At 59.7% G+C, this 23097-nt stretch carries 18 protein-coding genes and 1 pseudogene; 12 read left to right on the top strand and 7 right to left on the bottom strand.

Annotation, left to right across the window (positions count from 1 at the left end; all coding sequences use genetic code 11):
• Position 1 precedes the first annotated feature (1 nt).
• From ACMGG5_RS08425 to ACMGG5_RS08410, 4 genes are all read right to left on the bottom strand, one after another.
• Positions 2–1384 carry an MFS transporter gene (locus ACMGG5_RS08425; RefSeq protein ID WP_420277708.1) on the bottom strand — a complete coding sequence of 461 codons (1383 nt, stop codon included), beginning with the start codon at positions 1382–1384 and terminating at the stop codon, positions 2–4.
• Positions 1385–1610: 226 nt separating this feature from the next.
• The gene (gene yagF / locus ACMGG5_RS08420; protein WP_420277707.1) at positions 1611–3578 is read right to left on the bottom strand and encodes a xylonate dehydratase YagF; all 1968 of its coding nucleotides are present in this window, start codon (positions 3576–3578) and stop codon (positions 1611–1613) included.
• 14 nt (positions 3579–3592) lie between these two features.
• On the bottom strand, positions 3593–4501 hold the full coding sequence (gene yagE / locus ACMGG5_RS08415; RefSeq protein ID WP_032655168.1) for a 2-keto-3-deoxygluconate aldolase: 909 nt from the start codon (positions 4499–4501) through the stop codon (positions 3593–3595).
• 223 nt (positions 4502–4724) lie between these two features.
• Complete coding sequence (locus tag ACMGG5_RS08410) at positions 4725–5177, bottom strand: YhcH/YjgK/YiaL family protein (RefSeq protein WP_248272827.1); 453 nt, start codon at positions 5175–5177, stop codon at positions 4725–4727.
• A gap of 675 nt (positions 5178–5852) precedes the next feature.
• Here ACMGG5_RS08410 and arcA point away from each other — a divergent pair.
• From arcA to ACMGG5_RS08385, 5 genes are all read left to right on the top strand, one after another.
• Positions 5853–7073: an arginine deiminase gene (gene arcA, locus ACMGG5_RS08405; protein ID WP_090419297.1), complete on the top strand. Its 1221-nt coding sequence runs from the start codon at positions 5853–5855 to the stop codon at positions 7071–7073.
• A 10-nt stretch (positions 7074–7083) separates the two neighbouring features.
• On the top strand, positions 7084–7995 hold the full coding sequence (arcC, locus tag ACMGG5_RS08400) for a carbamate kinase (RefSeq protein WP_420277706.1): 912 nt from the start codon (positions 7084–7086) through the stop codon (positions 7993–7995).
• A 26-nt stretch (positions 7996–8021) separates the two neighbouring features.
• Positions 8022–9026, top strand: coding sequence for an ornithine carbamoyltransferase (gene argF, locus ACMGG5_RS08395; RefSeq protein ID WP_420277705.1), 1005 nt, complete (start codon positions 8022–8024; stop codon positions 9024–9026).
• A gap of 46 nt (positions 9027–9072) precedes the next feature.
• Positions 9073–10476 carry a YfcC family protein gene (locus ACMGG5_RS08390; RefSeq protein ID WP_024907260.1) on the top strand — a complete coding sequence of 468 codons (1404 nt, stop codon included), beginning with the start codon at positions 9073–9075 and terminating at the stop codon, positions 10474–10476.
• A gap of 80 nt (positions 10477–10556) precedes the next feature.
• The gene (locus ACMGG5_RS08385; RefSeq protein WP_024907261.1) at positions 10557–11036 is read left to right on the top strand and encodes an arginine repressor; all 480 of its coding nucleotides are present in this window, start codon (positions 10557–10559) and stop codon (positions 11034–11036) included.
• 3 nt (positions 11037–11039) lie between these two features.
• On the opposite strand, the pseudogene ACMGG5_RS08380 reads toward ACMGG5_RS08385, so the two are convergent.
• A pseudogene (locus tag ACMGG5_RS08380) lies at positions 11040–11157 on the bottom strand (hypothetical protein).
• Between ACMGG5_RS08380 and ACMGG5_RS08375 the strand changes: the two are divergent.
• From ACMGG5_RS08375 to ridA, 4 genes are all read left to right on the top strand, one after another.
• Positions 11137–11241, top strand: a complete 105-nt coding sequence (locus ACMGG5_RS08375; protein WP_022646880.1) for a pyrBI operon leader peptide — start codon at positions 11137–11139, stop codon at positions 11239–11241. The pseudogene ACMGG5_RS08380 and the gene ACMGG5_RS08375 overlap by 21 nt on opposite strands.
• A gap of 34 nt (positions 11242–11275) precedes the next feature.
• Positions 11276–12208: an aspartate carbamoyltransferase gene (gene pyrB, locus ACMGG5_RS08370; protein WP_024907262.1), complete on the top strand. Its 933-nt coding sequence runs from the start codon at positions 11276–11278 to the stop codon at positions 12206–12208.
• A gap of 12 nt (positions 12209–12220) precedes the next feature.
• Complete coding sequence (gene pyrI, locus ACMGG5_RS08365; RefSeq protein ID WP_023310197.1) at positions 12221–12682, top strand: aspartate carbamoyltransferase regulatory subunit; 462 nt, start codon at positions 12221–12223, stop codon at positions 12680–12682.
• Positions 12683–12755: 73 nt separating this feature from the next.
• Positions 12756–13142 (top strand): 2-iminobutanoate/2-iminopropanoate deaminase, encoded by a 387-nt coding sequence (gene ridA, locus ACMGG5_RS08360; protein ID WP_024907263.1) that lies wholly within the window; start codon positions 12756–12758, stop codon positions 13140–13142.
• A gap of 50 nt (positions 13143–13192) precedes the next feature.
• On the opposite strand, the gene ACMGG5_RS08355 is transcribed toward ridA, so the two are convergent.
• Positions 13193–15577, bottom strand: coding sequence for a beta-N-acetylhexosaminidase (locus ACMGG5_RS08355; RefSeq protein ID WP_420277704.1), 2385 nt, complete (start codon positions 15575–15577; stop codon positions 13193–13195).
• 222 nt (positions 15578–15799) lie between these two features.
• Positions 15800–18508, bottom strand: coding sequence for a magnesium-translocating P-type ATPase (mgtA, locus tag ACMGG5_RS08350; RefSeq protein WP_024907265.1), 2709 nt, complete (start codon positions 18506–18508; stop codon positions 15800–15802).
• A 391-nt stretch (positions 18509–18899) separates the two neighbouring features.
• On the opposite strand from mgtA, the gene treR reads away from it, so the two are divergent.
• From treR to treC, 3 genes are all read left to right on the top strand, one after another.
• The gene (treR, locus tag ACMGG5_RS08345; RefSeq protein ID WP_024907266.1) at positions 18900–19847 is read left to right on the top strand and encodes a trehalose operon repressor TreR; all 948 of its coding nucleotides are present in this window, start codon (positions 18900–18902) and stop codon (positions 19845–19847) included.
• A gap of 129 nt (positions 19848–19976) precedes the next feature.
• A complete protein-coding gene (treB, locus tag ACMGG5_RS08340) occupies positions 19977–21395 on the top strand; it encodes a PTS trehalose transporter subunit IIBC (protein ID WP_029739268.1) in 1419 nt (472 codons plus the stop codon).
• A gap of 51 nt (positions 21396–21446) precedes the next feature.
• Positions 21447–23090, top strand: a complete 1644-nt coding sequence (treC, locus tag ACMGG5_RS08335; RefSeq protein WP_420277703.1) for an alpha,alpha-phosphotrehalase — start codon at positions 21447–21449, stop codon at positions 23088–23090.
• The last annotated feature ends 7 nt before the right edge of the window (positions 23091–23097 follow it).

Raw genomic sequence — 23097 nt, 5'->3', positions numbered from 1 at the left:
GTTAATGGGATGCGGCTGTCGCGGCGTCGGGAACGGCCTCGCCCTGCGCCGCGCGGTGCTTGATCAGCTGCTGGCTGATGGCCTCCACGCGGGCGTCGGTGAGCTTGTAGAACGACAGCATGATGAACATGCCCGCGTAGAGCACCACCGGCACCACGCAGAACAGAATTTTGATGGTGGTGAGCACCTCCACCGGCTGCACGCTGCTGCTGGCGGAGTAGTTCACGTACGCCAGGATCCAGCCCACCACCGCCCCGCCAATCGCCAGGCCAATCTTCAGGCTGAACAGGTAGGTGGAGAACACCAGGCCGTCGAGGCGGCGCCCGCTGCGGCTCTCCTCGTAATCCACCACGTCAGAGGCCATCAGCCACTGCAGCGGCGTGGTAGTGTTAAAGACGAACAGGAACAGGATGTTGAGGGCGAAAATCAGCGCGATGTGCTCCGCCGGGGTGACGAAAATCAGCAGGCTGATCAGCGAGTAGGCGACGATGATCCACTTGAAGGCGGTGACGCGGTCGAAGCGCCCCAGCAGGCGGGAGGAGCAGAGCGAGCCAAACATGGTGGCGAGGCTGCCGTAAAGTAAAAACTGGGTCGCCATCTCCGGGTGATCCATCACGTATTTGACGAAGTAGAGCGTCGCCCCGCCGCGCACCACGTTGGAACAGGTCGCCATCATCTTGAACGCGCACATGATCCGCCACTGGCCGTTGCCAAGCAGCAGCTTGAGATCTTTCGCCACCGACGAGCCCGGCTGCACCTCAAAGGTGTAGCGCTCTTTGGTGGTGAAGAAGCAGACGTAGAGCAGCACCACGCCGGTCAGGCCCAGCACGCACATGGCGCCGAAATAGCCCACCTGCTCGTTCCCTTTGCCGATGATGCTCACCAGCGGCAGGGCAATGCCGCTGATGGCGAGCGAGCCCGCCGCCGCCAGGAAGAAGCGCCAGGACTGCAGGGCGTGACGCTCTTTCGGGTCGGCGGTAATGACGCCGGGCATGGCGCAGTAGGGCACGTTAACGAAGGTGTAGACCAGGGTCAGGAGAATGTAGGTCAAGCAGGCGTAGATGATTTTGCCCTGCGCGGAGAAGTCCGGCGTGTAGAAGGTCAGCACGCAGACGATGCCAAACGGGATGGCGCCCCACAGCAGGAACGGGCGGAACTGGCCGTGCCGCGTGCGGGTGCGGTCGACAAGCAGCCCCATCAGCGGGTCGGTCACGGCGTCGAGCACGCGGGAGACCAAAAACAGCGTGCCCATAATGCCCGCCGACAGGCCGAAGACGTCGGTGTAGAAGTAGGTCAGCAGGAACATCGTGGCCTGCCAGACGAAGCCGCAGGCGGTGTCACCCAGCCCGTAGCCAATTTTGTCTTTCATGGTTAATTGCGTCATCAGAATTACACCCTTATGTAGTGTGCTGAATTACAACATCGTGTTAATGGAGTGTAATGAGCTGTTCAATTAACCAGCAATGGTCATATCTTATTTCTGAATTACGTTATTTTGCTTTTGTGACGCCAACGATATATCACAACTTATTGTTTAAATTAGTAAATTACAGACGAACGAAAACCGTCCTCGGAATATTTCCCGCAGACGGTTTTATCTCATAAAATAATTAAATGCCGAGCGCTTTTTTACCGGCGTTAATTACCTCGATAATTTTATCGGTGTCATAAATACAGCCTTTCCAGGTGCCGCCGCTGACCGACTGCAATGCCGCCCACAGCCGGGTATCGTCCGGCAAAAAGTCGTGGGCGTGCAGGTCCGGGTGCGTCTGCCGCAGCGCCAGCTCGCGCGCGCCCTCTTCCGGCGTCAGCGGGTTATCCGCGGTGCCGATAAAGTTCACGCTGCCCGTGAGGGTCAGTCGGTCCACGGCAATCTCGATGATGTCGTTGTCGCGCAGCTTGCCAATCGGCCCGCCCGCCAGCGCCTCCGGCGACACGTGGCCGAAACAGGCGCCCGTCGATACGCCCGAGAAGCGCGCATCGGTGATTAACGACACCGTCTTGCCCCAGGAGATATGCTTCAGCGCGGAGGTAAGCTGGTAGGTCTCTTCCATACCGGTGCCGGACGGCCCGCCGCCGATCACCACCATGATATCCCCCTGCTTAATCTCTTCCCGCTTGATGGCCTTAATCGCCTGCGCTTCCGAGACGAACACCCGCACCCGGCCGGTGTGGCGGTAAACGCCATCGTCATCCACCACCGACGGGTCGATCGCCGTGGCCTTGATCACCGAACCTTCCGGCGCGATGTTGCCCGTCGGGAAGCAGACCGTCGAGGTCAGCCCTTTCGCTTTGGCCTTCTCCGGCGGCAGGATCACGTCATCCGGCTCCACGCCGTCCTGCTCGCGCAGGCACTGGCGGAAGCGCTTACGGCGCTCGGACGCCTGCCACCAGTCGAGGTTCTCGCCCACCGTCTGGCCGGTGACGGTCATGGCGTCCAGATGCAGCAGGCCGAGATCGCGCAGGTGGAGCATCACTTCCGGCACGCCGCCTGCGAGAAACGCCCGCACGGTCGGGTGGTAGTCCGGGCCGTTGGGCAGCACGCTCACCAGACGCGGCACCCTGCGGTTGACGCGAGTCCAGTGCTCTACGTCCGGGATTGTGCAGCCCGCCGCGTGGGCGATGGCCGGGATGTGCAGCAGTAAATTCGTCGAGCCGCCAAACGCCGCGTGGATCACCATGGCGTTTTCGATGGCTTTATCGGTGAGGATATCGCGCGTGGTGATACCGCGGTTATCCAGCTCGCTCACCGCCCGCGCCGACTGGCGGGCGATCTCCAGCCACACCGCCTGCCCGGACGGGGCCAGCGCGGAGTGCGGCAGCGCCAGACCCAGCGCTTCGGCCACCACCTGCGAGGTGCCCGCCGTGCCGAGGAACTGACACCCGCCGCCCGGCGAGGCGCAGGCGCGGCAGCCCAGCTCGGCGGCCTCCTGCAGGGAGAGTTCGTGGTTGGCAAAGCGCGCGCCAATGGTCTGCACCTTGCCCGCGTCTTCCCCCACGGTTGGCGGCAGCGTCGCCCCGCCCGGCACCAGAATGGTCGGCAGGTCGTGCATCGCGGCCAGCGCAATCATGGTGGCGGGCAGCCCTTTATCACAGGTGGCCACGCCAATCACCGCCCGACGCGTCGGGAGGGAACGAATCAGGCGGCGAAACACGATCGCCGCGTCGTTGCGGTACGGCAGGGAGTCGAACATGCCGTGCGTGCCCTGAGAACGGCCGTCGCAGGGATCGCTGACGAAGGCCGCAAACGGGATCCCACCGTTGCGGGTGATCTCCTTCGCCGCTGCCTGCATCTGCATGCCGATCTCCCAGTGTCCGGTGTGGTAGCCCAGCGCGACCGGGCGTCCGTCCCCGGCGCGGATGCCGCCCTGGGTGCCGATAATCAGCACCTCTTTGCCGGTCAGCCTGTTGGCGTCCCAGCCCATCCCGGCGTTCTGCGTCATGCCGAACAGGTTGCCGCTGGGGGACTCCATCAGCATCTGCGGGGTCAGCGGCAGCGCGCCCTGCGGCCCCGCCGCGTGGGTGATCACCGCATAAAACGCATCGTCCTGCGGGGTGAAAATCTTCTCGATGGTCATGGTTATCGTCCGGCTCAGCAGAGCTTGAGCTGTTGCAGCAGGGTTTTCAGCTGCGCCTTGCGCGGCGCGTCCAGTGGTGAAGCGGGCGGCAGCACGTGCGTGGAGATCGGGCGGCCGCAGAGCACAATCGCCTCTTTAATCACGTTCACAAACGGCGTATCCAGCTGATACATCTGCGGGATTTGCAGCAGGGTCTGATGATACTCAGCCGCTTTCGCCACGTCTTTATCCCGCCAGGCTTTCAGAAGATTCACCGACACCTGCGGAGCAAAGTTGCCGCTCGCCGAAATCGCCCCGTCGCCGCCGAGCAGCAGGGTATTAAACAGATGATCGTCGTAACCGCAGAGCACGGTGAAGTGCGGGTGAGCGGCTTTGACGGTATGGATCATGCTGCGCAGGTGGGCGACGGAGTCGATAGTGTCTTTGATGCCGACGATGTTGCTGCGCGAGTCGGCAAGGGTTTTCACCAGCGCCGGGGTCAGATCCTGCCCGGTCAGCGCCGGGAAGTTATAGAGCATCACCGGCAGCGTGACGCTGTCGGCCACCTGCTCGAAATAGCGGATCAGATTCGCTTCCGACACTTTCCAGTAGTAGGGGTTGATCACCACGATGCCGTCCGCCCCCGCCTGCTGCGCGTGCTGGCTCAGCGCAATGGTTTCACGGGCGTTGGTGCCGCCGGTGCCGATCAGGACCGGCACGCGACGATCGACATGATCGATCGCAAACTGGGCAATGGTTTTACGCTCTTCGGCGCCGAGCTGGGAGAACTCGCCGCCGCTGCCCAGGAAGAACAGGCCGTCAACGCCTGCCGCGATCAGATCGTCGATCAGCGCGGCGGTGCCCTGCTTATCGAGCTGGCCGTCGGCGGTAAAGATGGTGGAGACAGGGGGAATGATTCCCGTGAACAACGCGGACTGCGGCATGAGATCTCCTTGCTGAATCATTTTGTTCTACATTATAGAACAGCGTTCATTAATTTAACGATCATACTATGACGCAGGAAAAGCGCAGGTAAATGGGAAGGGACGAAGGAGTGTGGGAAATTTAAGCTGGATCACATATTGGAAGGTGCGGCCTGATGCCCTCACCCTAACCCTCTCCCACAGGGAGAGGGAACTTTTACACCCTCTCCCCTTGGGAGAGGGGTTACTCTACCAGCATCTTCACCACAACTTTCCTGACCTTAGCAGGCGCACCTACCGCGCACAGCGGCTTATGCACCTCGCCCGGCCAGAACACCACGAAATCCCCTTCGCTCAACACCACGGTTTTCTCCTGCCCGCCTTCCGGCAGGAACGCGATGTCTTTGTCCGCCAGCCAGTCGGTGTCGGGCGTGCCGGGCGGCAGGGTGCTGAAGGTCATCCCCTCCTGACCCTTCATCACGATCTGAATATCCAGATAGCGCGCGTGGTACTCGGCGCGACGCTCGGCGAACGGCTGGGTTGTATCCTCAGAGACCAGATAAAACAGGCTGTTGCCGTTGATGTCGTGTTTCCCGAGCGGCGTGGCGTCGGTGACGTGGGCTTTGACGTGCTCAATGGCCTGACGCAGATCGTCAGGCAGCCAGGACTGCAGATGGTGAATGTTGCCGATAATCATGTTTCAACCCTCAATATAAAACAATGTTTCATTTTTATCTTTTATACGAGAATCCCGGCTGCCATACCAGCCCTTTTTGGACGAGGTTTGCGCGAGCGCATGTTTATCGGGAAAGGTGTTAATTCACTGTTAATCCTGCCCGGGCATTTATGCAGGGGTTATGCATAACCTCGATCGGCGCTTATCGCACGGCTGCTCTAACCTCTTGATCATGCTCTCTAATTAACAAAACCTGTTGCCGCCTCACACTTTACTGTTTTGATAATTTGCTCTAAAAAACCATAATTATTTATTGATTTTTCTTAAGTCAAAAATAGTTAATTACGTTAATTGCATAGCCATTCTCACCCATAACTCTTATCGTTTAAAATCAGTCACATAACAATATATGTCAAAAGATTAAAATCTACAAAATAATAACAAACCCAAATAATGCCACCGGATCCTGCTTAGCTATTCATCCCTCACTAATATGAAATTAATCATTATCTGATGCGAATCATGCTAATGAAAACAAACCGCATAATATCCATTTTCGCGTGAGCAATATCACAATACGGATTATTTAACTGCCTAGTATGAATTACGAAATCAATTGAGCTTAGCCGCCATGAAATTAAATACGTTACATGGCGCATGCCCTTTTTATTCTGAAAAACAGTTAAAGGAATAATTATGGAAAAGCATTACGTCGGTTCTGAAATTGGTCAATTGCGTAGCGTTATGCTGCACCGCCCTAATTTAAGTCTGAAGCGTCTCACGCCATCAAACTGTCAGGAGCTCCTTTTCGATGACGTGCTCTCGGTTGAGCGTGCGGGTGAGGAGCATGACATCTTCGCAAACACGCTGCGCGAGCAGGGTGTGGAAGTCCTGCTGTTGACCGACCTTCTGACACAAACCCTTGATATTGCTGAGGCGAAAGCCTGGCTGCTGGAGACGCAAATCTCTGACTATCGCCTCGGCCCTACCTTTGCCAGCGACGTTCGCGGCTGGCTGGCGGATATGCCGCACCGTGAACTGGCACGCAGACTGAGCGGCGGATTAACCTACGGTGAAATTCCGGCGGCCATTAAAAATATGGTGGTGGATACCCACACGGCGAATGATTTTATTATGAAGCCGCTGCCAAACCATTTATTTACCCGCGATACCTCCTGCTGGATCTATAACGGCGTCTCTATTAACCCAATGGCCAAACCGGCCCGTCAGCGTGAAACCAATAACCTGCGGGCAATATATCGCTGGCACCCGGCGTTCGCCGACGGCGATTTTATTAAGTATTTCGGCGACGAGAATATTAATTACGACCACGCCACCTTAGAAGGCGGTGACGTATTAGTGATTGGCCGCGGCGCGGTATTGATCGGCATGTCCGAACGCACGACGCCGCAGGGCGTGGAATTCCTCGCCAACAGCCTGTTCAAACACCGCCAGGCCGAGCGCGTGATCGCCGTTGAGCTACCAAAACACCGCTCCTGTATGCACCTCGACACCGTCATGACCCACATCGACGTGGATACCTTCTCCGTCTACCCGGAAGTGGTGCGCAAAGACGCCCAGTGCTGGACGCTCACCCCGGACGGACGCGGCGGCCTGCTGCGCACGCAGGAAACCGACCTGCTGCACGCCATTGAGAAAGCGCTCGGCATTAACCAGGTGCGCCTGATCACCACCGGCGGCGACGCCTTTGAGGCCGAACGCGAACAGTGGAACGACGCCAACAACGTCCTGACCATCCGCCCCGGCGTGGTGATCGGCTACGAGCGCAACGTCTGGACCAACGAGAAGTACGACAAAGCGGGTATCACCGTGCTGCCCATCCCGGGCGACGAACTCGGACGCGGCCGCGGCGGCGCGCGCTGCATGAGCTGCCCGCTTGAACGCGACGGAATTTAAAGGAGCCATCATGGAACGAAAATCCACTCTGGTTGTGGCCCTGGGCGGCAACGCGCTTCTCAAGCGCGGCGAGCCGCTGGAAGCGGAGATCCAGCGCCAGAACATCGAGCAGGCCGCCCGCACCATCGCCGGGCTGACGGCGCAGTGGCGCGTGGTGCTGGTACACGGCAACGGGCCGCAGGTCGGGCTGCTGGCGCTGCAGAACAGCGCCTACGACAAAGTCACGCCCTACCCGCTGGACGTTCTCGGCGCGGAAAGCCAGGGAATGATCGGCTACATGCTCCAGCAGGCGCTGAAAAACAATCTGCCGCAGCGCGAGGTGAGCGTCCTGCTCACCCAGGTAGAAGTGGACGCCGCCGACCCGGCCTTCAGCAACCCGACCAAGTACATCGGCCCGGTCTACAGCGAAGCCCAGGCAAAAACGCTGGCCGCGGAGAAAGGCTGGGTGTTTAAGGCCGACGGCAGCTACGTCCGCCGCGTGGTGCCGTCGCCGCAGCCGAAGCGCATCGTCGAGAGCGACGCCATCACGGCGCTGATCCAGCGCGACCACCTGGTGATCTGCAACGGAGGCGGCGGCGTGCCGGTGGTGGAACACGCCAACGGCTATCGCGGGATCGAGGCGGTAATCGACAAAGACCTCTCCGCAGCCCTGCTGGCGAGGCAAATCGAGGCCGACGCCCTGCTGATCCTCACCGACGCCGACGCGGTGTATCTCGACTGGGGCAAGCCGACCCAGCGCCCGCTGGCACAGGTGACGCCGGAGCTGCTCAAAGGCATGCAGTTCGACGCCGGATCGATGGAGCCGAAAGTGGCCGCCTGCCGCGAGTTTGTTGAAGCCTGCAACGGCATTGCCGGGATCGGCGCGCTGGCCGACGGCGCGGAGATCCTCGCGGGCGAGAAAGGCACGTTGATTCGTAACTGAACACTCATTTTAAAAAGGATTTAGCCATGACTATCAACCTGAAAAACCGCAACTTCCTGAAACTGCTGGACTACACCGCGGCGGAGATCCAGTACCTGATCGACCTCGCCATTGAGCTGAAGGCCGCCAAAAAAGCCGGGCGCGAGAAGCAAACCCTGGTCGGGAAAAACATCGCCCTGATCTTTGAAAAAACCTCCACCCGCACCCGCTGCGCCTTTGAAGTGGGCGCATTCGATCAGGGCGCGCAGGTCACCTATCTCGGCCCAAGCGGATCGCAGATCGGCCATAAAGAGTCGATGAAAGACACCGCCCGCGTGCTGGGCCGCATGTACGACGGCATCGAATACCGCGGCTATGGTCAGGCCATCGTCGAAGAGCTGGGCGAGTACGCGGGCGTACCGGTGTGGAACGGCCTGACCGACGAGTTCCACCCAACGCAAATCCTCGCCGACCTGATGACCATGCTGGAGCACGCGCCGGGCAAAACCCTGCCGGAGCTGAGCTTTGCCTATCTCGGCGACGCGCGCAACAACATGGGCAACTCCCTGATGGTCGGCGCGGCCAAGATGGGGATGGATATCCGCCTCGTCGCGCCGAAATCCTTCTGGCCGGAAGCGGGGCTGGTTGAGCAGTGCCGCGCCATTGCGAAAGAGACGGGGGCGCGCATCACCCTCACCGACGACGTGGAAGAAGGCGTGCAGGGGACCGATTTCCTCTACACCGACGTGTGGGTCTCCATGGGCGAGCCGAAGGAAGCCTGGGCCGAGCGCGTCAGCCTGATGAAGCCGTATCAGATTAACGCCCAGGTGATGAAGGCCACCGGCAATCCGAACGTCAAGTTCATGCACTGCCTGCCGGCGTTCCACAACGAGCACACCAAAGTGGGCCGCGAGATCGAGATGGCGTACGGGCTGAAGGGACTGGAGGTAACGGAAGAGGTCTTCGAATCACCAAACTCCATCGTCTTCGACGAGGCAGAGAACCGCATGCACACCATTAAAGCGGTCATGGTGGCGACACTCGGCGACTAATCACCGCCCGGCGCGCCGCGGGTGCGCCGGGTTTAAGGAGAACATCATGGGCAAGTTTAAGTTTCCCTCCGCTTACACCATTCTCTTTTTTCTGATTGCCGTTGTGGCGGCGCTGAGCTGGGTCGTTCCCGCCGGTCAGTACCAGATGGCGATGAACGACACCCTCGGTAAAGAAGTGCCGATTGCCGGAACCTACGCGCACGTGGCGGCACATCCGCAGGGGCTGGTTTCCGTCCTGATGGCACCCATCGCCGGGCTGTACGATCCGGTTTCCGGCCAGGCCGGGGCGATCGACGTGGCGCTGTTTATCCTGATCATCGGGGGATTTCTCGGGATCGTCACCAAAACCGGGGCGATTGACGCCGGGATCGAGCGCGTCACCACCCGGCTGCGCGGACGCGAGGAGTGGATGATCCCGATCCTGATGGCGCTGTTCGCCGCGGGCGGCACCATTTACGGCATGGCCGAAGAGTCGCTGCCGTTCTACACCCTGCTGGTGCCGGTGATGCTGGCTGCCCGGTTCGATCCGGTTGTCGCCGCCTCCACCGTGCTGCTCGGCGCGGGGATCGGCACGCTGGGTTCCACCATTAACCCGTTTGCCACGGTCATCGCCGCCAACGCCGCCGGGATCCCCTTTACCAACGGCATCGCCCTGCGCGTGGCGCTGCTGGTCATTGGCTGGATCATCTGCGTGGCGTGGGTCATGCGCTACGCCCGCAAGGTGCGCAAGGATCCCTCGCTGTCGATCGTTGCAGACAAGCAGGAAGAGAACCGCGCCCATTTCCTCGGCAACAAGGGCGAACAGTCGCTGGAGTTCACCCCGGTGCGCAAAATCATCCTGGTGATTTTCGCCCTCGCCTTCGCGGTGATGATTTACGGCGTGGCGGTGCTGGGCTGGTGGATGGCGGAGATTTCGGCGGTGTTTCTCGCCAGCGCGATTATCGTCGGCCTGATCGCCCGCATGAGCGAAGAGGAGCTGACCTCGACGTTTATCAACGGCGCGCGAGATTTGCTGGGCGTCGCGCTGATTATCGGCATCGCGCGCGGTATCGTAGTGATCATGGATAAGGGCATGATTACCCACACCATTTTGCACAGCGCCGAGGGGATGGTTACCGGGTTATCGACGGTGGCGTTCATCAACGTGATGTACTGGCTGGAAGTGGTGCTGTCGTTTCTTGTGCCTTCTTCGTCCGGCCTGGCCGTTCTGACGATGCCGATCATGGCGCCCCTTGCCGATTTCGCTAACGTCAACCGCGACCTGGTGGTCACGGCCTACCAGTCGGCGTCCGGCATCGTTAACCTGGTCACTCCCACCTCAGCCGTCGTGATGGGCGGGCTGGCGATCGCCCGCGTGCCCTACGTGCGCTATCTGAAATGGGTGGCACCGCTGCTGGGGATATTAACGGTAGTGATCATGGTGGCGTTGAGCCTGGGTGCCTTGTTGTGATTTGCCGGATGGCGCTGCGCTTATCCGGCCTACGGATCGGTGCGGTGCCACCGGTTATTTCGGGAACTGATATGGGAACTATGATGGATTACGAAGAGTACTCTCCCAAAGAACAACTACAGCTGACGGTCTGCCAGCGTCTGATAGCAGAAAAGAGCTATCTCTCCCAGGAGGAGATCCGCCGGGATTTGCAGGAGCGTGGTTTTGAGACCATCAGCCAGTCCACCGTTTCACGTCTGCTTAAATTGCTCGGTGTCATAAAAATTCGAAATGCCAAAGGGCTAAAGATTTATTCGCTGAATCCCCAGCTGCGCCCTGCCCCCGACGCCGCGCGTACCGTGTCCGAAATGGTGGTCAGCGTCGAGCATAATAGCGAGTTTATCCTTGTGCATACCGTCGCCGGATATGGCCGCGCGGTGGCGCGTATTCTGGATTATCACCAGCTGCCGGAAATTTTAGGCGTGGTGGCTGGCAGCAGTATCGTCTGGGTCGCTCCCCGGGTCGTGAAGCGCACCGCTCTGGTGCATAAGCAAATTAATTATTTACTCAGAACGAATTAATATTCATAAAGAACCGTTTGCATTGAGTAAAGCGTGCATTAAATCGCTTGATCCGAAAAGCGAGCTGCGTATAATGCCCGACAATTTGCCGGGAGGAAGCATGGTCAAGCGTGTACGACATAACGTCTTACCGCGTCTGAAATCAGACGCTGGCCTGCCGTTTTTCTTCCCGTTGCTAAACCTATTCCCAGAGCCCCTCATTTGAGGGGCTTTTTTTTGCCCGGCGTCAGGAGATAAACATGAATCCGCTTTATCAAAAACACATCATTTCCATAAACGACCTCAGCCGCGAAGAGCTGGAACTGGTTCTGGAAACCGCGGCAAAACTGAAGGCCAATCCGCAACCGGAGCTGCTGAAGCACAAGGTGATTGCGAGCTGCTTCTTCGAAGCCTCAACCCGCACCCGCCTCTCCTTTGAGACCTCCATGCACCGCCTGGGCGCGAGCGTGGTGGGCTTCTCGGACAGCAGCAACACGTCGCTGGGTAAAAAAGGCGAGACCCTGGCGGATACCATTTCAGTGATTAGCACCTACGTCGACGCGATTGTGATGCGTCATCCGCAGGAGGGCGCGGCGCGCCTGGCGACCGAGTTCTCCGGCGGCATTCCGGTACTGAACGCCGGTGACGGTGCCAACCAGCATCCGACGCAGACCCTGCTGGATCTGTTCACCATTCAGGAGACCCAGGGCAAGCTCGAGAACCTGAATATCGCCATGGTCGGCGACCTGAAATATGGCCGCACCGTCCACTCCCTGACGCAGGCGCTGGCGAAATTTAACGGCAACCGCTTCTACTTCATCGCGCCTGACGCGCTGGCGATGCCGCAGTACATTCTCGACATGCTGGATGAGAAAGGCATTCAGTGGAGCCTGCACGCCAGCATCGAAGAGGTGATGAGCCACGTGGATATTCTGTACATGACCCGCGTGCAGAAAGAGCGTCTGGATCCATCCGAATACGCCAACGTGAAGGCACAGTTCGTGCTGCGCGCCAGCGACCTCGAGGGCGCGCGCGACAACATGAAGGTGCTGCATCCGCTGCCGCGCATCGATGAGATCACCACAGACGTGGATAAAACGCCGCACGCCTGGTACTTCCAGCAGGCAGGAAACGGCATCTTCGCCCGCCAGGCGTTACTGGCACTGGTTCTGAATCGCGAATTGGCACTGTAAGGGGAAACGACCATGACACACGATAACAAACTCCAGGTTGAAGCCATCAAGCGTGGCACCGTGATTGACCACATCCCTGCGCAGGTGGGCTTTAAGCTGCTGACGCTGTTCAAACTGACCGAAACCGACCAGCGCATCACCATCGGCCTGAACCTGCCGTCGGGTGAAATGGGCCGCAAGGACCTGATTAAAATCGAGAATACCTTCCTGACCGACGAGCAGGTTAACCAGCTGTCGCTGTACGCGCCGGACGCCACCGTCAACCGCATCGACGAGTATGAAGTGGTCGGTAAATCCCGCCCGAGCCTGCCGGATCGCATTGAAAGCGTGCTGGTCTGCCCGAACAGCAACTGCATCAGCCATGCCGAGCCGGTTTCCTCCAGCTTCGCAGTGAAAAAACGCGCCGATGACATCGCGCTCAAATGCAAATACTGCGAAAAAGAGTTTTCTCATTATGTGGTGCTGGCCAACTAATTGAGGTTGGTAATGAAATCCCGGCTGTTATAATGGCCGGGAACATTCTTAACGCTGTAATTCTGGAGAAAACATGAGCAAAGTACTCGCGACGGAAAATGCACCAGCCGCTATCGGCCCTTACGTTCAGGGCGTCGATCTGGGCAGCATGATCATCACTTCAGGTCAGATCCCCGTAAACCCAAAAACCGGTGAAGTGCCGACCGACGTGGCAGCACAGGCGCGTCAGTCGCTGGAAAACGTGCAGGCTATCGTTGAATCAGCGGGCCTGAAAGTGGGCGACATCGTCAAAACCACCGTTTTCGTGAAAGATCTGAACGACTTCGCGACCGTTAACGCCACCTACGAAGCGTTCTTCACCGAGCACAACGCCACCTTCCCGGCGCGCTCCTGCGTGGAAGTGGCGCGTCTGCCAAAAGACGTGAAAATTGAAATCGAAGCGATTGCCGTACGTCGCTAATTCGCTTTGTCGACGATAAGGCAGCCTGGGCTGCCTTTTTTTATGGCCCGCTACTGATTCCGCGTGGCGCGAAGCAGCGTCTCCAGCGGATAGACCGCCGCAATCACCACTTCGTCCTGCACCTTCGCCGCGTTATCCAGCTCGCTCTGAATCGACGCAATCTCTTTGTCATCGAGCGTGCCCTGGCGCGCCACCAGATCCGTCAGCCGCAGGCCAATCGAGGCCAGCTTATCCACCTCCTGGATCACCGGCTTCATCGCCTTCAGCTGATAGCTGTTTTCGCTTAAGGCCAGCGCGTCGCTGGTGTTGCTCTGCCAGCGGTTAAAGACGTGGCGCAGGGCGTCGGCGCTTTCCGTGTCTTCCGCATCGCTCACCAGACGGTCCGCCCATTTGTGCATCTGGCGCACGGTGGCGCTTTCGGCGTTTAGCGCATCGGCGAAGCGGTTGAGGGGCTCGAACTGATGATAGTTTCCGGCCTGGAACTTCAGGTGCTGACGGGTGTAATACTGCGCGGGCTCTACCGCCTGCGCGAGGATCTGCAGCGGCAGGGTCTCGGCATTACCAGCGAGGCGCGTGAACTGCACCTGCTGCTGGGTATGCTGCTGTAGCCCGACCGACACCGTCGACCAGCTGTCCATCGCCTGCAGGCGGGTGTACATGTTGTCGACGTCGTTGACGTCCTGCGCCGACCACAGCCGCTCCGCCACCGCAAACGTGCGCGGCCACAGGCGGATATCCAGCACCGGCGCCACCACGTTTTCCGCCCACAGCGCCGCTTCACCGCCGAGCAGGTTGGCCTGGTTCGCCACGTCCGGCACGACCGGCGGAACGCCTTTCGGCACGTCGTCCAGACGCGTGCCGCTGATCGGGTAGCGCGTATTCCCCACCAGGAAATAGCCGGAAAGCTTGTCGTTATCGACGGTGACGACCGGGCGCGTTTCGCCCATCCACGTATCGACGGTAAACGTCACCTGGCTGTCATCCCGCCATTCAATGTTCTGCACCGCGCGGCGGGATTTCCCGGCAAAATCAATAAACCCGCGCCAGCCCGCATCCCCTTTCACCAGCGTGAAGCTCCCCTCCACCGGCTTACCCTTCAGGCGCGGCATGGAGAAGGCCCAGCTCTGGGCGCTGTCGGTGTCCGCTATGACGTCCACGCCGTTTAAGCCCTGTGGGACGATCTCGTTGCGGTAGTGATAGGCGGTGGACTGGGGCTGGTCGAGATAAAAGCCGGTCGACAGAATGCCCTTGTAGCCGCTCTGCGCCACCTGCCCCAGCGCGTCCTGCCCTTGCCAGGACTGGATCAGAATGCTTTTCGGCAGGTCAGGATGGTAGATCTCATCCCAGCCGACCATCTGGCGGTGATGCTTCTCGAGGATCGTTTCCAGCTTGCGGTTGAAGTAAGCCTGCAGCGCGTGGCTGTCCGCCAGCCTGTTGTCGCGCATAAACTGCTGGATAGCCGGGTTCGCTTTCCACTGGCTGTCGTCCACCTCGTCGCCGCCGATATGCAGATACGGATCGGGGAAGATCGCCGCCAGTTCGCTGACCATCGCGTCGGCAAAGGTATAGGTTGCGTCTTTTGTCGGATCCAGCACCGGCTTCAGCACGCCCCAGTGGCGTTCCATGGCGTACGGTCCCGGCGCGCTCATCAGCTCCGGATAGGCCACGGCAATCGCCGAGGCGTGGCCTGGCATGTCGATCTCCGGCACCACGCGAATGCCGCGCTCGGCGGCGTAACGCACCACCTCGCGCATCTGTTCAGGCGTGTAGAACAGCCCGTCGCTGGCAAGCTGCGTCAGCTTAGGGTAGCGCTTCGAGCTGAAGCGCCATCCCTGATCGTCGGTTAAGTGCCAGTGCAGCACGTTGAGCTTCGCCGCGGCCATGCCGTCGATCTGGCGTTTGATATCCGGCAGCGGGATAAAGTGGCGCGCCGAGTCCAGCAGCAGCCCGCGCCACGGGAAGCGCGGCGAATCTTCAATGGTAACCCACGGCAGCGAGGTGTTTTCCGCTCCGTTCTGCATCAGCTGGAGCAGGGTTTCCATAGCGCGCAAGGCACCAAAGCGGGTGTTGGCGGAGATAGTCACGCCGTTAGCATCCACCGTGAGCTTATAGGTTTCATCGCTGTCCGGCAGCGGCTGCGGCTTCACCTTTTTAGCGATGGCAATGCGGATAGTCGGTTTGTCTGGCTTTTCAGCCTGAGGCTGCAGCGTCCAGCCGGTTTGCAGGGCGATGCGCTGGCGCAGGCGGTTGACGGCGTCGCCCAGATCGTCCCCGCTGACGCTAATGGATACGTTGTTGCTGAGCACCAGAGCGCCCTGGGTCGTCGGGCGTTCGACCTTCGCAGGCCAAGGCATTAAGGGGAGATCCCCTGCCGGGGCGGCAAAGGCAGAGGCGCCGAGCATCAGCCCGGCGGTTAAGAGACTGTACCGTAACATGAATGTTCCTTATCTGACGGGCCAAATAAAGGCAAAACATTCTGTTAACATGCGCTCAATTTGTCGTCAAGCGAATGCGCCGACGGAGATCACAGGTTGTTGAATTTGGGAGGAAAGCCAGTCCCCTCACCCCGGCCCTCTCCCCAAAGGGGCGAGGGGGAAAGGCGTCACCGAGCGGTCCCCTCTCCCTTTCAGGGAGAGGGTTAGGGTGAGGGTATGTTTTTACTGCCACCCATACCGACGCGCATAGAACCCTTTCACCATCTGCGTCAGCACCATATAGCCTGCGAGGATCGCCACCAGCCACGGGAAGTAGCTCAGCGGCAGCGCCTGCAGCTGCAGGTAGCTCGCCAGCGGTGAGAACGGCAGCGCGATGCCGAGCGCCATTACAATCCCCGTCATCACAATCAGCGGCCATGCGGCACGGCTCTGGATGAACGGAATGCGGCGCGTGCGGATCATATGCACAATCAGCGTCTGCGACAGCAGACCGACCACGAACCAGCCGGACTGGAACAGCGTCTGGTGTTCCGGGGTGTTGGCGTGGAACACAAACCACATCAGGCAGAAGGTGAGAATGTCGAAGATGGAGCTGATCGGGCCAAAGAACAGCATAAAGCGCCCAAGATCTGCCGGGTTCCAGTGCTGCGGCTTCTGGATCTGCTCGTCGTCGACGTTATCAAACGGAATCGCCACCTGAGAGACATCGTACATCAGGTTCTGGATCAGCAGGTGCAGCGGCAGCATCGGCAGGAACGGCAGAAACGCGCTCGCCACCAGCACGCTGAAGACGTTACCGAAGTTGGAGCTGGCGGTCATCTTGATGTACTTGAGCATATTGGCAAAGGTGCGGCGCCCTTCGATGACCCCCTCCTCCAGCACCATCAGGCTCTTTTCCAGCAGAATGATATCCGCCGCTTCGCGGGCAATATCGACCGCCCCGTCTACGGAGATACCGATATCCGCCGCACGCAGAGCGGGCGCATCGTTGATGCCGTCGCCCATGAAGCCCACCACGTGTCCTTCGCGCTTAAGCAGGGTGACGATGCGCTCTTTATGCATCGGCGTCAGGCGGGCAAACAGCGTGGTACGCTGGGCAAGCTTCGCCAGCTCGTCATCAGAGAGATGTTCAATATCGCTCCCCACTACCACGTCGCCCGCGTCCAGCCCCACCTCGTGGCACACTTTGGCCGCCACCAGCTCGCTGTCGCCGGTGAGAATTTTGACGGTAATGCCGCTCGCCTTCAGCGCTTTGAGCGCAGGCGCGGTGGTCTCTTTCGGCGGATCGAGGAAGGCGATGTAACCTTCGAGGATCAGATCGGATTCGTCGATACGCTGATAGTCACCCTCGCGCGCCGGCAGAAACTTGCTCGCCACCGCCACCACGCGCAGCCCCTGACGGTTCAGGTTGTCGGTGACGCGCTTGATGCGGCGCAGCATGGTGTCGTCCAGCGGCACGATGTCGCCGTTATAGCGAACCTGCGTCGACACGTTGAGGATCTCCTGCAGCGCGCCTTTGCAGATCAGCTGATGCACATCCGTCTGCTCGCTCACCACCACCGACATCCGGCGACGCTCGAAGTCGAACGGGATCTCATCCACCTTCTGCCAGCGGCCGGAGAGCGTGCGGGCAGACTCTTCATCCACGCCTTCCAGCACCGCGACGTCGAGCAGGTTTTTCAGCCCGGTCTGGTAATGGCTGTTCAGCCACGCGCTGTGCAGCACGCGCTCGCTGGTTTTGCCGGAGATATCGGTGTGGTTCTCCAGCACGATTTTGTCCTGCGTCAGGGTTCCTGTTTTATCGGTGCAGAGGATGTCCATCGCGCCAAAGTTTTGAATGGCGTCGAGGTGTTTGACGATCACCTTCTGTTTAGAGAGCTTCACCGCCCCGCGCGCCAGCGTGGAGGTGACAATCATCGGCAGCATTTCCGGCGTTAAGCCGACGGCTACGGAGAGCGCGAACAGCGCCGCTTCCCACCAGTCGCCTTTGGTGTAGCCGTTGATCAGCAGCACGATCGGCGTCATCACCATCATAAAGCGGATCAGCAGCATGCTGACGCGGCCAATCCCCTTCTGGAAGGCATTCGGCTCGCTCTCCTGCTCGCTGACGCGCCCGGCAAGCTGACCAAACCAGGTGTTGCCCCCGGTGGCGGTGACAATCGCCTGCGCGGTGCCGCTGACGACCGTGGTGCCCATAAAGCACAGGGTGTCGCACTCGAGCGGGTTCATCTGCTGCGGGTCACGGCTGCGCGCCACCTTTTCAACGGGCAGGGATTCCCCGGTCAGGGAAGCCTGCGCGACGAAGAGATCGCGTGCCTGGATGATGCGTAAATCCGCCGGGATCATGTCCCCCGCGGCCAGCTTCACCAGATCCCCCGGCACCAGCTGGTCGATAGGCAATTCCACCCAGGCGTTTTCGCCGAGATCGTTGATCACGCGCGAGACGGTCGCGGTGTTGCTGACCATCGCCTTCAGGGCGTCCGCCGCTTTGGTGGAGCGGGCCTCCTGAATAAAGTTCAGCAGCGTGGAGATGCCCACCATCAGGGCAATCACCCCTGCGGCAAACAGATCTTCCGTCGCGTAGGAGATGAGGCCGAGCACGGTCAGCAGCAGGTTGAACGGGTTGCGGTAGCAGAGCCACAGATGCACCCACCACGGAGACGGCTTTTGTGCCGGAATGAGGTTATCGCCGTGCACGGCGCGGATTTTTTCCACTTCTAACGCGTTCAGCCCTTCCGGGTGTCCGCCAAAGGCGCGCCAGACTTCGTTTTCATCCATCGCCGCCGCGTTCAGGCAGCGTTCGGTCAGGGACGCGGGGATCGCCGCCCCCGCCATGTTTTTGGCATTGGGCAGCGGGTCGCGCTGAACCAGACGGTGTGGCAGGTGGCGGCTCAGCAGGGCCTGCAGCTGCCGGGTGATATTTTTAAACATAGTCATTCCTCCGCATCCGCGAATGCGGACGCAGCATTTCCTTCAGGCGTGGCAAGGCCGTACCTGAGAGGCACTCAATTTTTCAAGCAGGAACGTTTGGGACGTTGCTGCCTCACATCACCGGTGAGTCAGCAACAGGCTGGCTTACCGGAAAGAACGCATTCTCCCGTTCAGGAGAGGTGTGGGATCGGGATCCATGAAGCCTCCGGTAAGTAAAAAGTAGGGTGTCGCCGCGCAGTATAAGGATTTAAGCGTACCCTTTGTGACGATTCGGACGGTATTATACCCCCCTGCAAATAAACCGAACGTAAACCAGACTTTGCCCATAGCGAAATCGCGCTATAGCATTAGGCTCAATTGACCATTTTGTCGTTGTTACAGGGAATACAGCATGCAGAACCGCCTTACGATTAAAGACATCGCGCGTTTAAGCGGCGTGGGGAAATCAACCGTCTCACGCGTGCTGAACAACGAAAGCGGCGTCAGCGAACGCACCCGCGAGCGCGTTGAGGCGGTCATGAATCAGCACGGCTTTTCCCCTTCCCGCTCCGCGCGCGCCATGCGCGGGCAGAGTGACAAAGTGGTCGCCATCATTGTTTCGCGTCTGGATTCTCTGTCTGAAAACCTCGCCGTGCAGACCATGCTGCCCGCCTTCTATGAGCAGGGATATGACCCGATCATGATGGAGAGCCAGTTCTCGCCACAGCTGGTGGAAGAGCATCTGGGCATGCTCCAGCGGCGCAACATTGACGGCGTGGTGCTGTTCGGCTTTACCGGCATCAAAGACGAGATGCTAAAACCCTGGCAGCCGTCGCTGGTGCTGCTGGCGCGCGATGCCCACGGTTTTGCATCCGTCTGCTATGACGACGAGGGCGCGATTATCACCCTGATGCAGCGCCTGTTTGACGAAGGCCATCGTCATATCAGCTTCCTCGGCGTGCCGCACGCGGACGTCACCACAGGCAAGCGTCGCCATGAGGCCTATCTGGCCTTTTGCAAAAAGCACAACCTCTCCGCCGTGGCCTCTCTGCCGGGGCTGGGCATGAAGCAGGGCTACGAGCAGGTCGCCAGCGTTCTGACGCCGCAGACCACCGCGCTGGTGTGCGCCACGGATACCCTGGCGCTGGGTGCCAGCAAATATCTGCAGGAGCAGCGCATCGATAACCTGCAGGTGGCGAGCGTCGGCAGCACGCCGCTGATGAAGTTCCTGCACCCGGAGATCATCACCGTCGATCCGGGCTACGCCGAGTCCGGCAGACAGGCCGCCACGCAGCTGATCGAGCAGATCAACGGGCGCGCTGAGCCGCGTCAGATCGTCATTCCCGCTCACCTTTCGTAACCCTCCTAAAACAGATTATTGTGATCTTCGCCTGATTTCGGGAACGTTCCCATTTTCGCCGTCACGCTGAAGGAGTAGGCTTGCGCTCAGGTCATTACACCCCCTCACCATCTGTCATGAGGTTTCATGATGAGTAAAGTCAAACAAGCAGATATCGATCGGCTGATCGTCCTGGTCGGCGGCCGCGAAAACATCGCTACCGTCAGCCATTGCATTACCCGCCTGCGCTTCGTGCTGAACGATCCGGCCAAAGCCAACCCGAAGGCCATTGAAGAACTCTCCATGGTTAAAGGCTGCTTCACCAACGCCGGTCAGTTCCAGGTCGTGATTGGTACCGAAGTGGGCGATTACTATCAGGCTCTGCTGGCAACGACCGGGCACTCCTCCGCCGATAAAGAGCAGGCGAAGAAGGCCGCGCGCCAGAACATGAAGTGGCACGAGCAGCTGATTTCCCACTTCGCGGAGATCTTCTTCCCGCTCCTGCCGGCGCTGATCAGCGGAGGCTTGATCTTAGGCTTCCGTAACGTCATCGGCGACGTGCCGATGAGCGACGGCAAAACCCTGGCGCAGATGTATCCGGCGCTCAAAACCGTGTACGACTTCCTGTGGCTGATTGGCGAGGCGATCTTCTTCTATCTGCCGGTCGGGATCTGCTGGTCCGCCGTGCGCAAGATGGGCGGTACGCCGATCCTCGGTATCGTACTCGGCGTCACGCTGGTCTCTCCGCAGTTAATGAACGCTTACTTACTTGGTCAGCAGGTGCCTGAGGTGTGGAACTTCGGCCTGTTTACCATCGCCAAAGTGGGCTATCAGGCGCAGGTCATTCCGGCCCTGCTGGCGGGGCTGGCGCTGGGCTTTATTGAAACCCGACTGAAGCGCATCGTGCCAGATTACCTCTATCTGGTGGTGGTGCCGGTCTGCTCGCTGATTCTGGCGGTCTTCCTGGCGCACGCCTTTATCGGTCCGTTTGGCCGCATGATTGGCGACGGCGTGGCCTTCGCGGTGCGCCACCTGATGACCGGCAGCTTCGCCCCGATTGGCGCCGCGCTGTTTGGCTTCCTGTACGCCCCGCTGGTGATCACCGGCGTGCACCAGACCACGCTGGCCATTGATATGCAGATGATCCAGAGCCTCGGCGGAACGCCGGTCTGGCCGATTATCGCCCTGTCTAACATTGCTCAGGCGTCCGCGGTGACCGGCATCATCATCGTCAGCCGCAAGCACAATGAACGCGAGATCTCCGTTCCGGCGGCCATCTCCGCCTACCTCGGCGTCACCGAACCGGCGATGTACGGTATCAACCTGAAATACCGCTTCCCGATGCTCTGCGCGATGATCGGTTCCGGTCTGGCGGGCCTGGTGTGCGGACTGAACGGCGTAATGGCAAACGGGATTGGCGTCGGCGGCCTGCCGGGCATCCTCTCCATCCAGCCAGCTTACTGGCAGGTGTTCGCCCTGGCAATGGCCATCGCGATTATCGTCCCAATGGCGCTGACTACCGTGGTTTACCAGCGTAAGTTCCGTCAGGGCTCGCTGCAGATTGTTTAACTCTCTCTTTCGGGGCGCAGTTGCGCCCCTTCGCATTTGCAGGAACACACTATGAATACCCTTCCTCACTGGTGGCAAAACGGCGTTATCTACCAGATTTACCCCAAGAGTTTCCAGGACACCACCGGCAGCGGCACCGGCGATTTACGCGGCGTGACGCAGCGTCTGGACTACCTGAAAACCCTCGGCATCGACGCCATCTGGCTGACGCCGTTTTATATCTCCCCGCAGGTGGATAACGGCTACGACGTGGCGAATTACACCGCCATCGACCCGGCGTACGGCACGCTGGATGATTTCGACGAGCTGGTCGCCGAGGCGCACCAGCGCGGCATTCGCATCGTGCTGGATATGGTGTTCAACCACACCTCAACCCAGCACCCCTGGTTCCGGGAATCGCTGAACAAAGAGAGCCCGTACCGCCAGTTCTACATCTGGCGCGACGGCACGCCTGAGCAGTTGCCCAACAACTGGCGCTCCAAGTTTGGCGGCAACGCCTGGCGCTGGCACGCGGAGAGCGAGCAGTATTACCTGCACCTGTTCGCGCCGGAGCAGGCGGACCTCAACTGGGAAAACCCGGCGGTGCGCGGCGAGCTGAAAAAGGTGTGCGAGTTCTGGGCCGACCGCGGCGTCGACGGCTTGCGCCTCGATGTCATTAACCTGATTTCGAAAGATCAGGATTTCCCGAATGACGAGGCGGGTGACGGTCGCCGCTTCTACACTGACGGGCCGCGCATCCATGAATATCTGCAGGAGATGAGCCGCGACCTCTTCACCCCGCGCAACCTGATGACGGTAGGCGAGATGTCCTCGACCTCGCTGGAGAACTGCCAGCAGTACGCGTCTCTCGACGGAAGCGAGCTGTCGATGACCTTTAACTTCCACCACCTGAAGGTGGACTATCCCGGCGGCGAAAAGTGGACGAAGGCGAAGCCGGACTTCGTGGCGCTGAAAACCCTCTTCCGCCACTGGCAGCAGGGGATGCATAACAGAGCCTGGAACGCGCTGTTCTGGTGTAACCACGACCAGCCGCGCATCGTGTCGCGCTTCGGTGACGAAGGAGAATACCGGGTTTACGCCGCGAAGATGCTCGGCATGGTGCTGCACGGCATGCAGGGCACGCCGTATATTTACCAGGGTGAAGAGCTGGGGATGACGAACCCGCACTTCAGCCGCATCACCGATTACCGCGACGTGGAAAGCCTGAACATGTTCGCCGAACTGCGCGCCAACGGCCGCGATCCGGATGAATTACTGGCGATTCTGGCGAGTAAGTCCCGGGATAACGGGCGAACCCCAATGCAGTGGGACGCGTCGCACAATGCGGGCTTTAGCGAGGGCGAACCGTGGATTGGCGTCTGCGACAACTACGAAACCGTGAACGCCCGCGCGGCGCTGGACGATGCGGATTCCGTCTTCTATACCTATCAGTCGCTGATTAGCCTGCGCAAAACCCTGCCGGTGCTGACGTGGGGAGATTATGAAGATCTCCTGCCGGAACACCCTTCTCTGTGGTGCTACCGTCGCCAGTGGCAGGGACAGACCCTGATTGTTGCGGCAAACCTGAGCAATACGCCTCAGGAATGGCAGACAGACCTTCTCAGCGGTAAGTTGCAGGTGTTGATGAGTAACTACCCGTCACCGCAAACGACGTCGCTGCGTCCGTTTGAAGCCGTCTGGTGGTTACAACAGTAACCGTCCT

Source organism: Enterobacter sp. BNK-34 (assembly GCF_048684445.1).
Taxonomy (GTDB): domain Bacteria; phylum Pseudomonadota; class Gammaproteobacteria; order Enterobacterales; family Enterobacteriaceae; genus Enterobacter; species Enterobacter pseudoroggenkampii.
The sequence above is the reverse complement of the archived record's forward strand: the minus strand, read 5'-3'. Positions and strand labels throughout refer to the sequence as shown.

What these genes read in the sequence shown, in the direction of transcription:
- ACMGG5_RS08385 (WP_024907261.1), top strand. Translation starts at nt 10,557, where the DNA reads ATGATGGATTACGAAGAGTACTCTCCCAAAGAACAACTACAGCTGACG.
- argF (WP_420277705.1), top strand. Translation starts at nt 8,022, where the DNA reads ATGACTATCAACCTGAAAAACCGCAACTTCCTGAAACTGCTGGACTAC.
- mgtA (WP_024907265.1), bottom strand. Translation starts at nt 18,508, where the DNA reads ATGTTTAAAAATATCACCCGGCAGCTGCAGGCCCTGCTGAGCCGCCAC.
- ACMGG5_RS08410 (WP_248272827.1), bottom strand. Translation starts at nt 5,177, where the DNA reads ATGATTATCGGCAACATTCACCATCTGCAGTCCTGGCTGCCTGACGAT.
- arcA (WP_090419297.1), top strand. Translation starts at nt 5,853, where the DNA reads ATGGAAAAGCATTACGTCGGTTCTGAAATTGGTCAATTGCGTAGCGTT.
- treC (WP_420277703.1), top strand. Translation starts at nt 21,447, where the DNA reads ATGAATACCCTTCCTCACTGGTGGCAAAACGGCGTTATCTACCAGATT.
- ACMGG5_RS08375 (WP_022646880.1), top strand. Translation starts at nt 11,137, where the DNA reads ATGGTCAAGCGTGTACGACATAACGTCTTACCGCGTCTGAAATCAGAC.
- ACMGG5_RS08390 (WP_024907260.1), top strand. Translation starts at nt 9,073, where the DNA reads ATGGGCAAGTTTAAGTTTCCCTCCGCTTACACCATTCTCTTTTTTCTG.
- arcC (WP_420277706.1), top strand. Translation starts at nt 7,084, where the DNA reads ATGGAACGAAAATCCACTCTGGTTGTGGCCCTGGGCGGCAACGCGCTT.
- ACMGG5_RS08425 (WP_420277708.1), bottom strand. Translation starts at nt 1,384, where the DNA reads ATGACGCAATTAACCATGAAAGACAAAATTGGCTACGGGCTGGGTGAC.
- ACMGG5_RS08355 (WP_420277704.1), bottom strand. Translation starts at nt 15,577, where the DNA reads ATGTTACGGTACAGTCTCTTAACCGCCGGGCTGATGCTCGGCGCCTCT.
- pyrI (WP_023310197.1), top strand. Translation starts at nt 12,221, where the DNA reads ATGACACACGATAACAAACTCCAGGTTGAAGCCATCAAGCGTGGCACC.
- pyrB (WP_024907262.1), top strand. Translation starts at nt 11,276, where the DNA reads ATGAATCCGCTTTATCAAAAACACATCATTTCCATAAACGACCTCAGC.
- yagE (WP_032655168.1), bottom strand. Translation starts at nt 4,501, where the DNA reads ATGCCGCAGTCCGCGTTGTTCACGGGAATCATTCCCCCTGTCTCCACC.
- ridA (WP_024907263.1), top strand. Translation starts at nt 12,756, where the DNA reads ATGAGCAAAGTACTCGCGACGGAAAATGCACCAGCCGCTATCGGCCCT.
- treR (WP_024907266.1), top strand. Translation starts at nt 18,900, where the DNA reads ATGCAGAACCGCCTTACGATTAAAGACATCGCGCGTTTAAGCGGCGTG.
- treB (WP_029739268.1), top strand. Translation starts at nt 19,977, where the DNA reads ATGAGTAAAGTCAAACAAGCAGATATCGATCGGCTGATCGTCCTGGTC.
- yagF (WP_420277707.1), bottom strand. Translation starts at nt 3,578, where the DNA reads ATGACCATCGAGAAGATTTTCACCCCGCAGGACGATGCGTTTTATGCG.